Raw genomic sequence first — 13,283 nt, 5'->3', positions numbered from 1 at the left:
CATCCGGAACTGGGGGAGCGGCTTTATCGCACCGGCGACGCCGGCCGCTATTTGCCGGACGGCAACCTGGAGTTCCTCGGCCGTATGGATTTTCAGGTGAAAATCAACGGCTACCGCGTTGAGCTTGGAGAGGTCGAGCAATGTGCGCTGGCGTTCGGCGCGATCAAATCCTGCTGCGCGGTCGTGCTGTCGGAGGCGCATCGGCAGCGCCTGGCGCTGTATTACGTCAGCGAGGCGCCGCTGGATGAATCGGCGCTGCTGGCCTTTATGAGCGGGCAATTGCCGTTGTACATGCTGCCTGCGGCGCTGATGCGGCTGGACGCTCTGCCATATAACTCCAGCGGCAAACTGGATCGCAAGGCGTTGCCTGCGCCGGCGGCGAGCGAACCGCAGGCCTATGTCGCTCCCGCGAACGAGCTGGAACAGCAGCTGTGCGCGCTGTGGCAGGCGGCGCTGCAGTGCGGGCAGGTCGGCATGACGGACGATTTCTTCCTGCTGGGCGGCACCTCGATCAAGGCCATTTCCCTGTGTGTCGGCATGGGCGAACTGATGGCCGCGCCGGTGCCGGTGGTGCAGCTGTTGCAAAGCCGCACCCTGAAAAACCTGCTGGCCGCCAACGAACGCCGCCTGGTCTTGCCGCTTAACCGTTGGGCAGAGGGCGCGCCCGTCGTATGGATGATCCACCCGGCGCTGGTGGGGGCGGAAGCGTTTCACGCTTTCGCTCAGCCGTTGCAGGGGCGATTCAACTGTTACGGCGTCGACAACCATAACCTTTACCATCAACCGGCCATCGACTCGCTCGGCGATCTGGCCGAACGGTATCTGAACGACATGATCGCCGCCGGCCTGCTGCAAGGCGCCGGGCCGGTGCGCATTCTCGGTTGGTCGCTGGGGGGCATCATCGCGCTGGAGATTGCCGCCCGGCTGGAGGCGCGCGGCTGCCGTAACGTGCAACTGTATCTGCTGGACAGCTTCTACCGGCAGGCCACGGCGGAGTTGCCTTTGGAGCAGCTGTTGCCGGCGTTGGGCATCGAGGGCGAGGCGGCGACACGCGCCATGGCCGCAGGGCAGGCGGAGCGACGGCTGTCTGAGGGGAGTCTGAGCCGCAGGCTGCAAACCACGAAGGTGACGTTGTTCAAGGCGATGGAGGGTAACCCGCAGTTGCCGGAAGCGGTCACGGCGCCGCTGCTGGCGGTGGAAGATAATGGGCTTGGCGCCGCCTGCGAGCGGCTGCAGGTTATCCCGCTGGCTTGTCATCACCACAACATCCTGCTGTGTGAGGCGGAGATCGGGCAAGCGCTTAACGAGAGTCTCTGATTCATGAGCCTGGCTCATAAGCCCAAGCGTATTTCGCCCCATAGTCATGGCGGCGGTTGCGTTTTACAGTCATCACACCGGAGCGGCTTCGCGCCAGGCGGGGCCGGTATCAATCAGCGGGAGAGTGAAGATGCAAACACGCAAGTTGGGGCGCGAAGGGCTGGAAGTATCGGCGTTGGGGTTGGGCTGCATGGGGCTGAGTTTTGGCTATGGCCCGGCTACCGACAAACGGCAGGCGATCGAACTGATCCACGCCGCGGTTGACGAGGGGGTGACGCTCTTCGATACCGCCGAGATTTATGGTCCGTTCACGAACGAGGAGCTGCTGGGCGAAGCGCTGGCGCCGGTGCGCGATCGGGTCGTCATCGCCACCAAATTCGGTTTCGATCTGCCGCAGCCGGCGGGGCAACAGGTGTTGAACAGCCGTCCGGAGCATATTCGCCGGGCGGTGGAGGGTTCGCTGAAGCGCTTGCGGATAGAGACGATCGATTTGTTGTATCAGCACCGCGTCGATCCCGAGGTGCCTATCGAGGAGGTGGCCGGTACGGTGCAGCAACTGATTCGCGAAGGGAAAGTAAAGTATTTCGGCCTGTCGGAAGCCGGTGCGCAAACCATTCGGCGAGCTCACGCGGTGCAGCCGGTCACGGCGCTGCAAAGCGAATATTCGCTGTGGTGGCGCGAGCCGGAGCGTGAAATCTTGCCGACGCTGGCAGAGCTGGGCATCGGTCTGGTGCCGTTCAGCCCGCTCGGCAAGGGCTTTCTCACCGGCGCCATTACCGAGAACACCACTTTCGACAGCGGCGATTTTCGCAACGTGGTGCCGCGCTTCAGCGCCGAGGCGCGCCGGGCCAACCAGGCGCTGGTGGATGTGCTGGGGCAGATAGCGCAGCGCAAGGGCGTGACGCCGGCGCAGATCGCTCTGGCCTGGCTGCTGGCGCAGCAGCCGTGGATCGTGCCGATCCCGGGAACCACCAAGCGTCACCGGCTGGAAGAAAACCTCGCGGCGGCGGCGGTCGCGTTGGCGGCGGACGAACTGGGCGAGATTGAGCGCGCGCTCTGCGCGATCGACGTGATCGGCGATCGCTACCCGGCGCATCTGCAGAAAAACGTCGGGCGTTAAGCCCCGCGCCGCAGCGCCTCAATCAGCAGCGCAAAGGCGGTGGTGTGCTGCCTGCGGCTCGGATAATAGAGGTAATAGCCGGGAAACGGCGGGCACCAGTCGTCCAGCGCCATCTGCAGCCGGCCGTCGGCCAGCGGCTCGGCGACGGTATCTTCCGGCACGAAGGCGATGCCGAGGCCGAGCTGCGCGGCGTCGATCCGCTGGCGCAGGCTGTTGAAGGTCAGTTGCCCCTCCACCCGCACTTTGATCTCCCGGCCATCGCGGGCAAATTCCCAGGCATACAGCCCGCCGAGGGTGGGGAGCCGCATATTGATGCAGCGATGGTTTTGCAGCGCTTGCGGCGTGGCAGGGAGGCCGTAACGGGCGAAATAGTCAGGGGAGGCGACGGGCACCATGCGCATGTCCGGCCCGATGCGCACCGCGACCATGTCCTTCGCCACCTGTTCTCCCAGCCGGATGCCGGCGTCGAAACGCCCGGCGACGATGTCGGTCAGGCTGTTGTCGACGGTGATTTCCACGTTGATATCCGGGTAATCGACGAGAAAAGTGCGCAGCACCGGCCACAGCACCGCATCCACCGCGTGTTCGCCGGCGGTGATGCGGATGTTGCCGGCGGGCCGATCGCGCATTTCACCCAGCGCGTTCAGCTCGCTTTCAATCTCCGCCAAGCGCGGGCCAATGCTGTTGAGCAGCCGCTCACCGGCTTCGGTGGGGGCGACGCTGCGGGTGGTGCGCGTGAGCAAGCGCAGCGCCAGGCGCTCTTCCAGCCCACGAATGGCGTGGCTGAGCGCCGATTGGGAAACCCCAAGCTGCGCCGCCGCTTTGGTGAAGCTGCGCTCCCTGGCCACCATCAGGAAAGCGATCAGATCGTTAAAGTTTTCTTTCAACATACCGGCACCGAAGAGGAAGGTGAGCGCACTGTCGCGCGTAGATTTATGAATTGAGCTCATAGCTCCTTGCGCATTTTACCCGCTAGTCGCCGGAAAAGCATGGCGCTATCTTGGCATCACTGACTCATGACGATCAGCGCCGGCGGTGAGAGCCGGCGCGGAGGACACGAAAGATGAAAATACAACGCAGCGGTTCGATCCCATCACAGCGCGGTTCGGCAGAATATTTTACCGGGCAGGTACGCATCGACGCGCCGTTCGCCGGTGACGCGCCGGCCAGGGTGGGCGGCGCGACCGTCACCTTTGAACCCGGCGCCCGCACGGCCTGGCATACCCATCCGCTCGGCCAGACGCTGATCGTCACCCAGGGGCGCGGGTGGATCCAAATGTGGGGCGAGACCACGCAGGAAATGCACCCCGGCGATATCGTCTGGATCCCGGCAGGCGTCAAACACTGGCACGGCTCGACGCCGGATACCGCCATGAGCCATATCGCCATCGCCGAAGCGGTGGACGGCAGCCCGGTGACCTGGCTGGAGGCGGTCAGCGAGGCGGAGTACCGGCAATAAGGCCGCTCAGGCCTCGTGGCTCTGCTCGCAAAACCGCAGGCGGTTGCCGAACGGATCGGTCAGGTTCAGCTCTTTGCCCCAGTCGACAACCTCCAACCCCGGCCGAGCATAGCGGTAGTTTTTGGCCGTGAGCTCCCGGTGCAGCGCGTCGATATCGTGCACCGGGATGAAAATAGCGGCGCCGGGCGTGCTGTCGCCATAGTGTTCGCTCAGGTGCAGCGTCAATCCGGCGCGGGTCACCTGCATGTACAGCGGCAGATCTTCGCTGAAACGGTGCTCCCACTCCAGCGTGAAGCCGAGAAAGTCCAGATAAAACTCTTTGGCCTTGTCGACCGCAAAAATGCGCAGGATCGGAATGGCGGGGGAGAAGGTGATCATCGTCGATCTCACTGTTACGTTAGCGGCAGCCGATATGGATATCGACCGCCTCGGGGCCGGTATAGGCTTCGAAGTCGGTCAGGAAGCGGCGTTCGATTTCCGGGTGTTGCTCGAAGTAGGCCCAGATGGCTTGCCAGCCTGCGATAACCGCCTCCGGCATGGCGCCACGGGCCTGGAACACCAGATAGCGGCCGGGTTGGATGTGCAAACCGCTCTCTGCCGCGCTGCCGGCGGTGACGTCAAACGGCCCGCCGGCGTCGGAGGCGTAGTTGGAGTAGACCCCATAGACCGGCGTGGCGGGCGAGGTGGCGAAAAAGTCTGACCACAGCGCCGGGATTTTTGCCGTCTCGGGCCGGGTTTCGTCCTGATTGGTGGTTCTGACCGTTTGGCCGGCGACGTAAAAGCCGGGCAGCTGTACCACGAGAGGTTGCATACTGGAAATTCCTTTTAACCGTTCGAACGAGAGGCCTAAAGGTAGCAAAGGCTTTCCGGATCCGCCAGACAGGGCCCCCGCAGACGCGGAGGCCGATCGCATCAAGCGCCCAAACCGCCAAGGCACAGGTATTTGATCTCGAGATAGTCCTCGATGCCGTATTTTGAGCCTTCGCGGCCCAAACCGGAGTGCTTCATGCCGCCGAACGGCGCCACCTCGGTGGAAATCAGCCCTTCGTTGATGCCGACGATGCCGTACTCCAGCGCTTCGGCCACGCGCATCACCCGGCCGATGTCGCGGCTGTAGAAGTAAGCGGCCAGGCCGAACGGCGTGTCGTTGGCCAGTTCGATGGCTTCCGCTTCCTGGTTGAAGCGGATCAGGGGCGCCACCGGGCCGAACGTCTCCTCGCGGAAGATTTTCGCCGTGCGCGGTACGTCGGTCAGGATGGTCGGGGTGAAGAAATTGCCGCCCAGCGCGTCAGGCTTGCCGCCCAGCAGCACCGAGGCACCGTGCTCGACGGCGTCGGCGATATGCTCGCGCACTTTCTCCACCGCGTCCGGGTTAATCAAGGGGCCGATGGTGACGCCGTCATCCAGGCCGTTGCCGACTTTCAGCTTGGCGACGGCGGCTTTCAGTTTGGCGGCGAAGGCGTCGTACACGCCGTCCTGCACCAGAAAACGGTTGGTGCAGACGCAGGTCTGGCCGGCGTTGCGGTATTTCGAGGCGACCGCGCCGGCCACGGCGGCGTCCAGATCGGCGTCGTCGAACACGATAAACGGCGCGTTGCCGCCCAGCTCCATACTGGTTTTCTTGATGGTGGGCGCACACTGGGCCAGCAGCTGCGCGCCGACTTCGGTGCTGCCGGTGAAGGAGAGTTTACGCACGTCCGGGTTGGCGGTGAGCTCGCCGCCGATGCCTTTACTGGGGCCGGTGATCACGTTGCACACCCCGGCGGGCAGCCCGGCGCGCTCCGCCAGCACGGCGATCGCCAGCGCCGAGAACGGGGTCTGGCTGGCGGGACGGATCACCCCGGTACAGCCCGCCGCCCAGCCGGGGCCGGCTTTGCGGGTGATCATCGCCGCCGGGAAGTTCCACGGAGTGATGGCGGCGAACACGCCGATCGGCTCTTTCTGCACGATGATGCGGCGGCCCGTCTGGGGCTGCGGAATGGTGTCGCCGTAGACCCGCTTGCCTTCCTCGGCGAACCATTCGATAAAGGAGGCGGCATAGGCGATCTCACCGCGGCTTTCGGCCAGCGGTTTGCCCTGTTCCGCCGTCATGATGCGCGCCAGATCCTCCTGATTTTCCATCATCAGCTCAAACAGCCGCCGCAGTTTGCCGGCGCGCTCTTTGGCAGTCAGCGCACGCCAGGCGGGCAGCGCTTTTTTGGCGGCGGCGATGGCGCGTGCGGTTTCCTCGGCGCCGAAGGCCGGCACATGGCCAACCAGCTCGCCGTAGGCGGGGTTATGGATGGCGATCGCGTGGCCTGCTTTGGCCGGCAACCATTGCCCGTCGATGTAATTGGCCTCGCGGAACAGCGTGGGGTCCTTGAGGGTAGCGCTGATGCTGGTGCTCATTGGTCTCTTCCTTTGCTGAGTTCAACAGAATGGTCTATCCCATACGGCTACCCTTTACCCTAGCAAACTTTGCCGTCGCCGTTTGCCAGCGTGGCGACAAGATGAGCGTTTTCTTTATGCGCACCTTCTGTACAAAAAATATCCGCCGTCGGGTCGATACTGAAAGAGCAGGCATATGACCCTTTTCGATGTGATTAAAAGGAGTGTGCGAATGATGAAATCAGTGGACAGACATCTCGCGGCCTACGGCAGCGAAATGGATTTTTTGGCGTCGAGTATCGCCCTGATGGAATGGCAAGGGCGGCAGATTGACGCCGGGCAGGTGGCCGGCAATATGTCGGAACAGCAAAGCCGCCTGTTCTTTGCGCGGTTGAGTTATTTTCGTCAGCTTTATCAGGCCGCAGCGGCGGCCGAACACAGCCTGTAATTTCCCGATTCAGCCCCGCCGCAGCGGGGCTTTTCATTTCAGCGATGCCACACTCCGGTCGCCAGCGTCGCCGGTGAATACTCCAGATCGCGTCCCCGCCACGGCAGCGCCGCCGCAAAACGCCAGGCGCGGTGAACGTCAAACCGCCAATAGCGTTCCGCCCCTTCAACGCCGGGATCCCCTTGCGCCTGCCAGAGGATCTGCGTTTTTCCTTGCAGGTGCAGCACGTCGCCGCGATCGAAATCGATGAACAGCAGCGCCGCCCGCGGTTCGGCCAGCAGGTTGCCCAACGTATTCATATAGCGGTTGCCGCGAAAGTCCGGCATCCACAGCGTGTCGCCTTCCAGATGGATAAAGCCGGGGCGCCCGCCGCGATGGGAAATATCGACGCCGCCCTGCGTCAGTTCCAGGTGCGCACCGCTGGCGACGAAGCTGGTGTCTGCGGTGCGGATCAGCGCCTGCGCCGCGGCATCGAGCGACGCTAAATGCTCAACCGGCTGTGGCCGGCTCTCCACCGGGTAGAGTTCGCGGCGCTGAATGTACTGCGGGCAGTTGCCGAAGCTTTGGTGAACGACGATCTCCACCCGATTTTTGTCGGTGCGGCCGACGGTGCCGTTGGCGCGGTTGCGCCGCCGGTTGCTGAAGTCGAGCCCGAGCGCGCCGACCGGTTTGCCGGGCAGCAACAGCGCCTGGGCGGGATCGTCGCTGCGGCGTGGCGCGCTGATGCGCAGGTGCGTGTCGTCCGGCGTGCGTAAAAATCCGGGCGGGCCGCTGAACAGGGTGGCGATGGGCCAGCCCTGGTCGTCCAGCGTGGCGACGAACAGGTAGGGCAGTGCGGCAAAAAACGCACGGTGCTGATCTGGCATCGCGGGGTAGATGCCTCCGCCTACGCGATCGAAACCGGCCAGCGTCTGCGCGCGCAGCTCATCGGGGTGGAACCGTTGCGGGATCATGGCGTCAGCTCGCCGCCGGTGCCGGCAGGGCCGGCATGGCGAAGAAGCCAGGAAGCGCCGCGATGCTCGCCACCCAACGCCGTATGGCGGGGTAAGGCGCCAGCGAAATGCCGCCTTCGGCCGCGACCGCCACATAGCTGTAGCAGGCCAAATCGGCGATGGTCGCCTGTTCACTAGCCAGATAGCCGCGCTCGCTCAGGTGCTGTTCCATCTGCGGCAGAAAGCGATCGCTGATTGCCCGCGCCGCCTGGTAATCCTCCGGCACCGCGAACTGGGCGATCAATCGGCAGGAGGCCGGGCCGTAGCGGACTTCGCCGGCGGCTTTGGAAAGCCAGGCCTGCACCCGCGCCGCCGCCGCCGGCTGTTCCGGCAGCCAGTGGCTGTCCGGCGCATAGCGTTTCGCCAGATAAACCAGAATGGCGTTGCTGTCGGCCAGCGTCAGATCGCCGTCCTGCAAGACCGGGATCTGGCCAAACGGGTTGAGCCGGCGAAAGGCCGCGCTCTGCCGCACGTCCGCCGAGGCCTCTACCCATTCATAGGGCAGCGCCAGCATGCGCAGCAGCAACGCCACGCGGTGAACATGGCCGGAAAGCGGGGTGCCGTAGAGGGTGATGGTGGACATGGCGTTTCTCCTCAGTGTTTTTTTTCAGCATACTCTTGCGGTGAATGAGCGGAATCCGGCAATGTGGAAATTGATAATTTCACTTATCGGAAGAGTCTATGGATCGGTTAGACGAGTTGACCATCTTCGTGGCGGTGGTGCAGCAGGGCAGCCTGGCGGCCGCCGGGCGCAAACTGCGGCGCTCGGCGCCGGCGATCACCCGGGCGATCGCCGCGCTGGAACAGCGGTTCGGCACCCGGCTGGTGGAGCGCACCACCCGACGGCTGGCGCCTACCGAGGCGGGCGTGCGGTTGCTGGAGCGCGCGCAACAGCTGCTGCAGGATTATCAGACGGTGGTGCAGGATACCGCCGAAGCGCAGCTGAGCGGCTTGCTGCGCGTTACTTCGCCGGTGCAGTTCGGCCGCCGCTACGTGGCGCCGGTGGTGATGGCGTTTCTCGATGACTACCCGCAGATGCAGATCGAAATGGTGTTGAACGATCGCAATCTCGATCTGATCGACGAAGGGCTGGATATCGCGGTGCGCATCGGCCATCTGCAGGACTCTTCGCGCGTGGCGCGGCGGCTGGGGCAGGTCAGCCGGGTGACGGTCGCCAGCCCGGCTTACCTGGCGCGCTGCGGCGAGCCGCGCTCACCGGCGCAGCTGGCGGAGCATGCCACCATCGTCGGCACTCAGCGGCCGTCGCTGCGTGAATGGCGCTTCGGCCCGCAGGAAAACGGCGAGCGGGTGCGCTTGGCCCCCCGACTGTTGCTCAACGATGTGGAAGCGCAACTGCTGGCGGTGCGCGCCGGCAAAGGCATCGCCCGCCTGCTCTCGTATCAGGTGGCGGACGATGTGGCCGCCGGTACGCTGGTGCGGCTGCTGGCGGACCATGAACCGTTGCCGATGCCGGTGCAGCTGGTGGCGCAGCAGGCGCAGCGCATGCCGCTGAAGGTGCGTGCCTTTTGGGATTATGCGTTTGAGCGGCTAAGCGCATTGCCGCAAATTCAGCCGGACGGGCGGGGAAAATAAGCGCAAAAAGTTTCATGGGTTAAACTTTTTCGCTGCCGGTGTTGTTTTATTTTACCGGGCGCGCATTGCTGATAGACCCGTCTTGACAATAATGTTGCCGGTGCTAATAGTTAATTCATATCTTAAATAATAAACGAAGTTTAATATATGAAACTACTTGCGGGGAGCTATGACAACGGCGCTGTGGTGGATAATGAAGACGCTATTTTGGCTTCATTTCAGACCCGCAGCGCGGCTATTTATCATCAGACGAAACATGAAAAGAATATTGCGTATGGCGAAAGCGAACGCGAGACGATGGATTGGCTCTATTCTGCAAAGCAGCACCAGGGGACGTTAATTTTTATTCACGGCGGCTATTGGCAATTCTGCGATAAGGCGGATTTCGCCTTTATCGCCGCCGGGCCGTTGGCGTTGGGTTTTGACGTGGTGCTGGTGGAATATGCGCTGGCGCCGGCGGTTAATCTTGACGCTATTTGCCGCCAGGTGGGGGCGGCGCTTGATGCTATTCAGCGCCGTCTGCCGCCGCACTATGCCCATCCGGTGCATCTATGCGGCCATTCCGCCGGCGGGCATCTGGCGGCGCTTTGGCAGCAGCATGCGTTGGTGGAGGCGGTCTTTCCCATCAGCGGCCTGTTCGAACTGGCGCCGCTGCAAGAGAGCTATGTCAATCGGGCGCTGCAGCTGACCGCGCGGCAGATTGAAACGCTAAGCCCGGCGCGCCACCCGCCGACGCGCAGTAAGCCGCTCACGCTGTATTACGGCGCGGCTGAGCTGCCGGAGCTGATCGGTCAGTCGCAACACTATCACGCGGCGCTGCGCCAACGCGGGTTGCCGGCCGAACTGGTCGCGGTGCCCGGCGCCAATCATTTCACCATTCTGGATGCGTTGTTCGCCGCCGACGGCGCGCTGCTTCGCCAACTTGACCACCACGGGAACCACTGATATGCGCGAGATCGTAGAGACCGGGCTGCCGGACATCGGCCAGCCTTTTTCCTGGGCCACCCGGGGCGGCGGCATGCTGTTTACCGCCCATGGCCCGGTGCGGGCGGACGGCAGCATCGAGACCGGCGCGCCGGAGCAACAGATTGCGTTAACCTTCGATAACCTGGCGCAGACGTTGAAGGCGGCGGGCAGCCACAGCGATAAGGTACTGCAGGTGATCGTTTATCTCACCGACGTCAACGACGTTAAATTGCTCGATGATATTTACCGGAAATACTTTAATTATCCTTATCCCAATCGTTCCACGGTTATTGTCGAAAAACTGGTGGTGCCGGGAATGAAAATAGAAATCACCGTCAGCGCCATCGCCTGATTTAATTTTTATTAAGTCTGTCTTCATATTAATTCAATAACGAGTTAAGGATGCGTCATGTTTAAACAGATTGCACCTTCTGCAGCCGATCCTATTATGTCGCTGATGGAAGCCTATTTGCAGGACCCCAATCCGAAAAAAGTGAATTTAGGCATTGGACTCTATTACGACCGGCAGGGGAATATTCCGCTGATGCAGGCGGTGGAGGCCGCCGAGCAGCGGTTGCTGGCGCTGCGTCGCCCGCACGGTTATCCGCCGATCGAAGGTTCGCCGCAGTTCGCTCGCCAGGTGCAGGCGCTGCTGTTCGGCGAGCAACAGGCGGTCGAGATCGCCACAGTGCAGACCGTCGGCGGCTCCGGTGCGCTAAAGTTGGCGGCGGATTTTTTGCGCCACTTTCTGGCGCGCGGTGACATTTGGGTGTCCGATCCCACCTGGGCCAATCACTGGGCGATATTTGAAGGCGCCGGGCTGCGGGTGAATACCTATCCCTACTTTGACGAAGCGGCGGGCGGCCTGCGTTTCGCCGCCATGCTCGACGCGCTGGACAGCCTGCCGCCCGGCAGCGTAGTCCTGTTGCATCCTTGCTGCCATAACCCTACCGGCACCGATCTGACGGCGGAGCAGTGGCGCGCCACGCTCGCCGTGCTGCAGCGGCGTCACCTGCTGCCGCTGTTCGATCTCGCCTATCAGGGCTTCGGCGACGGGCTGGAGGAGGACTGCTTGGCGTTGCGCGAAGCGCTGAAAACCGATCTGCCGTTTTTGGTCTGCAACTCGTTTTCCAAAAACGTGGCGCTGTACGGCCAGCGGCTGGGCGCGCTGTCGGTGCGCTGCGCCGATGCGGAAAACGCCGCTAACGTCAAAGGCGCGTTAAAAACGCTGATCCGCCGCAGCTACTCCTGCCCGCCGACGCACGGCAGCCAGATCGTGGAAACCCTGCTCGGCGACGCCGAACTCGGTGAGCTTTGGCGCAATGAGCTGGCGGAAATGCGCGTGCGCATCAAGCAGATGCGTGAGCAGCTGGCCGCCGGCCTGGCGCGGGGAGGTTCTTCGCTGGATCACCGGCGCATACGCGATCAGCGCGGCATGTTCAGCTATACCGGCCTGAACGAAGCGCAGCTGCAGACCCTGCGGCAGCGCTATGCCATCTATCTGGTTTCGCCCGGCCGCATGTGCCTGCCGGGGCTCAACCCCGGCAATATCGACTACGTGACCGCCGCCATTCTCGACGTCACCCGTACCGCCTAACTTCGCTCGGGAACACAGCCATGCCACAGATGAATGATTTTGAGCATATCGCCCGCCGTCAGGGCGGGTTGAACAAGCATCTTACCGCCGGGCAGATGTCGATGCTGGCGATCGGCGGCGCCATCGGCACCGGGCTGTTTCTCGGCAGCGCCTACGCCATTCAGATGGCGGGGCCGTCGGTATTGCTGAGCTACCTGATCGGCGGCGTTATTGCGCTGCTGTTGATGGGCAGCCTGGCGGAAATGACCTCCGAACACCCGACGCCCGGCTCGTTCGGCGACTACGCCGAATTCTATCTTGGCCCGCTGTTCGGTTTTCTGGTGCGTTATTCCTACTGGTCTTGCGTGGTGCTGGCGGTGGGCACCGAAGTTACCGCCATCGGCATGTACATGCAGTTCTGGTTCCCGGCGACGCCGACCTGGCCGTGGGTGCTGCTGTTCTCGGCGGCGGTGATCGTCATCAATGTGATCGGCGTGAAGTCGTTCGGCCAGGTGGAATACGCGCTGTCCACCGTCAAAGTGACGGCGATCGTGGCGTTCATTCTGATCGGCATCGTCATTCTGGCGTTCTCGGGCAACCCGGCCTACGGCCTGCGCAACCTGACCGCCGGCGGCTTCATGCCGTTTGGCGTCAAGGGCATGTGGTTCGCGGTGATCGTGTCTATCTTCAGCTACCTGAGCATTGAAATGATCGCGGTGGCCGCCGGCGAGGCGAAAAATCCGGTGATTGCGGTGAAGGCGGCGTTCAAGGGCACCATCGTGCGGCTGTTTATCTTCTACATGCTGTCGATTGCCCTGATGCTGGCCATCGTACCTTGGCGGCAGTCCGGCACCGGCGAAAGCCCGTTCCTGATGGCGATGAACGTGATCCATCTGCCCGCCGCCGCCGGTATTTTCAACTGTATCGTGCTGGTGGCGGCGCTGTCGGCGATGAACAGCCAGCTGTATATCACCACCCGCATGATGTTCTCGCTGTCGCGCGCCGGGCAGGCGCCGGCGGCGTTGGGGCGCGTCAGCCGGCGCGGCATTCCGGTCAATGCGCTGGCGATGTCGTGCATCGGCATCGTGGTGTCTATCGTGCTGAGCCTGGTGGCACCGGAAACGTCGTTCGCCGCCATGATGTCTATTTCGGTGTATGGCGCCTGCTTTACCTGGCTGATGATTTTCGTCACCCATCTGTTCTTCCGCCGCCGGCACCGGCAGACCCACCTGAAGTTCCGCATGTGGGGGTTCCCCTATACCACCTTGCTGGGCGCCGGGCTGATGGCGGCGCTGATGATCTCGACGGCGTTTACCGAATTTTTCCGCATGACGCTGTGGTTCGGTATTCCGTTCACCTTGCTGCTGGTGGTGGCTTATCACGTCCAGAGCCGCCGCGCGGCCGTGCCGTCGCCGTTCAAGGCGCCGGAGGTGGAGTAATAAGGG

Annotated in this window: 15 protein-coding genes; 9 read left to right on the top strand and 6 right to left on the bottom strand. The window is 63.0% G+C overall.

All coding sequences use genetic code 11. From position 1 onward, the window contains the following. Positions 1-84 precede the first annotated feature (84 nt). Positions 85-1,317, top strand: a complete 1,233-nt coding sequence (locus tag AC4PR2_RS01755) for a thioesterase domain-containing protein (RefSeq protein ID WP_492174858.1) — start codon at positions 85-87, stop codon at positions 1,315-1,317. Positions 1,318-1,447: 130 nt separating this feature from the next. After that, on the top strand, positions 1,448-2,437 hold the full coding sequence (locus AC4PR2_RS01750; RefSeq protein ID WP_346420308.1) for an aldo/keto reductase: 990 nt from the start codon (positions 1,448-1,450) through the stop codon (positions 2,435-2,437). Here the strand turns inward: AC4PR2_RS01750 and AC4PR2_RS01745 are convergent. Next, positions 2,434-3,327: a LysR family transcriptional regulator gene (locus tag AC4PR2_RS01745; protein ID WP_041038040.1), complete on the bottom strand. Its 894-nt coding sequence runs from the start codon at positions 3,325-3,327 to the stop codon at positions 2,434-2,436. The genes AC4PR2_RS01750 and AC4PR2_RS01745 overlap by 4 nt on opposite strands. Before the next feature lie 173 nt (positions 3,328-3,500). On the opposite strand from AC4PR2_RS01745, the gene AC4PR2_RS01740 reads away from it, so the two are divergent. Then, on the top strand, positions 3,501-3,896 hold the full coding sequence (locus AC4PR2_RS01740; protein WP_346420309.1) for a (R)-mandelonitrile lyase: 396 nt from the start codon (positions 3,501-3,503) through the stop codon (positions 3,894-3,896). A 6-nt stretch (positions 3,897-3,902) separates the two neighbouring features. Here the strand turns inward: AC4PR2_RS01740 and AC4PR2_RS01735 are convergent, their stop codons facing one another. The 3 genes from AC4PR2_RS01735 to gabD form a co-directional block, all read right to left on the bottom strand. After that, complete coding sequence (locus AC4PR2_RS01735; RefSeq protein ID WP_165384357.1) at positions 3,903-4,271, bottom strand: glyoxalase superfamily protein; 369 nt, start codon at positions 4,269-4,271, stop codon at positions 3,903-3,905. Between the two features lie 22 nt (positions 4,272-4,293). Continuing rightward, complete coding sequence (locus AC4PR2_RS01730) at positions 4,294-4,707, bottom strand: GyrI-like domain-containing protein (protein ID WP_060422399.1); 414 nt, start codon at positions 4,705-4,707, stop codon at positions 4,294-4,296. 101 nt (positions 4,708-4,808) lie between these two features. Then, positions 4,809-6,284, bottom strand: coding sequence for an NADP-dependent succinate-semialdehyde dehydrogenase (gabD, locus tag AC4PR2_RS01725; protein WP_492174845.1), 1,476 nt, complete (start codon positions 6,282-6,284; stop codon positions 4,809-4,811). A 211-nt stretch (positions 6,285-6,495) separates the two neighbouring features. Between gabD and AC4PR2_RS01720 the strand changes: the two genes are divergently transcribed. Further along, positions 6,496-6,711, top strand: coding sequence for a glycogen synthesis protein (locus tag AC4PR2_RS01720; protein WP_049201387.1), 216 nt, complete (start codon positions 6,496-6,498; stop codon positions 6,709-6,711). 38 nt (positions 6,712-6,749) lie between these two features. Here AC4PR2_RS01720 and AC4PR2_RS01715 read toward each other — a convergent pair whose 3' ends face one another. Next, on the bottom strand, positions 6,750-7,664 hold the full coding sequence (locus tag AC4PR2_RS01715) for a pyridoxamine 5'-phosphate oxidase family protein (protein ID WP_060439645.1): 915 nt from the start codon (positions 7,662-7,664) through the stop codon (positions 6,750-6,752). A 4-nt stretch (positions 7,665-7,668) separates the two neighbouring features. Next, positions 7,669-8,286, bottom strand: a complete 618-nt coding sequence (locus AC4PR2_RS01710) for a glutathione S-transferase family protein (RefSeq protein WP_060439647.1) — start codon at positions 8,284-8,286, stop codon at positions 7,669-7,671. A 98-nt stretch (positions 8,287-8,384) separates the two neighbouring features. Between AC4PR2_RS01710 and AC4PR2_RS01705 the strand changes: the two genes are divergently transcribed. The 5 genes from AC4PR2_RS01705 (at position 8,385) to AC4PR2_RS01685 (ending at position 13,277) form a co-directional block, all read left to right on the top strand. Continuing rightward, the gene (locus tag AC4PR2_RS01705) at positions 8,385-9,296 is read left to right on the top strand and encodes a LysR family transcriptional regulator (RefSeq protein ID WP_443014410.1); all 912 of its coding nucleotides are present in this window, start codon (positions 8,385-8,387) and stop codon (positions 9,294-9,296) included. Positions 9,297-9,443: 147 nt separating this feature from the next. Then, complete coding sequence (locus AC4PR2_RS01700; protein WP_492174844.1) at positions 9,444-10,241, top strand: alpha/beta hydrolase; 798 nt, start codon at positions 9,444-9,446, stop codon at positions 10,239-10,241. Position 10,242: 1 nt separating this feature from the next. Then, the gene (locus tag AC4PR2_RS01695) at positions 10,243-10,614 is read left to right on the top strand and encodes a RidA family protein (protein WP_060420560.1); all 372 of its coding nucleotides are present in this window, start codon (positions 10,243-10,245) and stop codon (positions 10,612-10,614) included. 57 nt (positions 10,615-10,671) lie between these two features. After that, entirely contained in the window at positions 10,672-11,859 is a 1,188-nt protein-coding gene (locus tag AC4PR2_RS01690; protein ID WP_147839780.1) for an amino acid aminotransferase, read from the top strand. A gap of 20 nt (positions 11,860-11,879) precedes the next feature. After that, positions 11,880-13,277 carry an amino acid permease gene (locus AC4PR2_RS01685; protein WP_492174843.1) on the top strand — a complete coding sequence of 466 codons (1,398 nt, stop codon included), beginning with the start codon at positions 11,880-11,882 and terminating at the stop codon, positions 13,275-13,277. Positions 13,278-13,283 lie beyond the last annotated feature (6 nt).

The sequence above is a fragment of the Serratia sp. A07 genome (assembly GCF_058725505.1).
This window is presented reverse-complemented; position numbering and strand designations above follow the sequence as displayed.

Excerpts from the sequence above, each read along its gene's own strand:
- AC4PR2_RS01755 (WP_492174858.1), top strand. The coding sequence starts at position 85 with ATGGATTTTCAGGTGAAAATCAACGGCTACCGCGTTGAGCTTGGAGAG.
- AC4PR2_RS01750 (WP_346420308.1), top strand. The coding sequence starts at position 1,448 with ATGCAAACACGCAAGTTGGGGCGCGAAGGGCTGGAAGTATCGGCGTTG.
- AC4PR2_RS01745 (WP_041038040.1), bottom strand. The coding sequence starts at position 3,327 with ATGTTGAAAGAAAACTTTAACGATCTGATCGCTTTCCTGATGGTGGCC.
- AC4PR2_RS01740 (WP_346420309.1), top strand. The coding sequence starts at position 3,501 with ATGAAAATACAACGCAGCGGTTCGATCCCATCACAGCGCGGTTCGGCA.
- AC4PR2_RS01730 (WP_060422399.1), bottom strand. The coding sequence starts at position 4,707 with ATGCAACCTCTCGTGGTACAGCTGCCCGGCTTTTACGTCGCCGGCCAA.
- gabD (WP_492174845.1), bottom strand. The coding sequence starts at position 6,284 with ATGAGCACCAGCATCAGCGCTACCCTCAAGGACCCCACGCTGTTCCGC.
- AC4PR2_RS01720 (WP_049201387.1), top strand. The coding sequence starts at position 6,496 with ATGATGAAATCAGTGGACAGACATCTCGCGGCCTACGGCAGCGAAATG.
- AC4PR2_RS01715 (WP_060439645.1), bottom strand. The coding sequence starts at position 7,664 with ATGATCCCGCAACGGTTCCACCCCGATGAGCTGCGCGCGCAGACGCTG.
- AC4PR2_RS01710 (WP_060439647.1), bottom strand. The coding sequence starts at position 8,286 with ATGTCCACCATCACCCTCTACGGCACCCCGCTTTCCGGCCATGTTCAC.
- AC4PR2_RS01705 (WP_443014410.1), top strand. The coding sequence starts at position 8,385 with ATGGATCGGTTAGACGAGTTGACCATCTTCGTGGCGGTGGTGCAGCAG.
- AC4PR2_RS01700 (WP_492174844.1), top strand. The coding sequence starts at position 9,444 with ATGAAACTACTTGCGGGGAGCTATGACAACGGCGCTGTGGTGGATAAT.
- AC4PR2_RS01695 (WP_060420560.1), top strand. The coding sequence starts at position 10,243 with ATGCGCGAGATCGTAGAGACCGGGCTGCCGGACATCGGCCAGCCTTTT.
- AC4PR2_RS01690 (WP_147839780.1), top strand. The coding sequence starts at position 10,672 with ATGTTTAAACAGATTGCACCTTCTGCAGCCGATCCTATTATGTCGCTG.
- AC4PR2_RS01685 (WP_492174843.1), top strand. The coding sequence starts at position 11,880 with ATGCCACAGATGAATGATTTTGAGCATATCGCCCGCCGTCAGGGCGGG.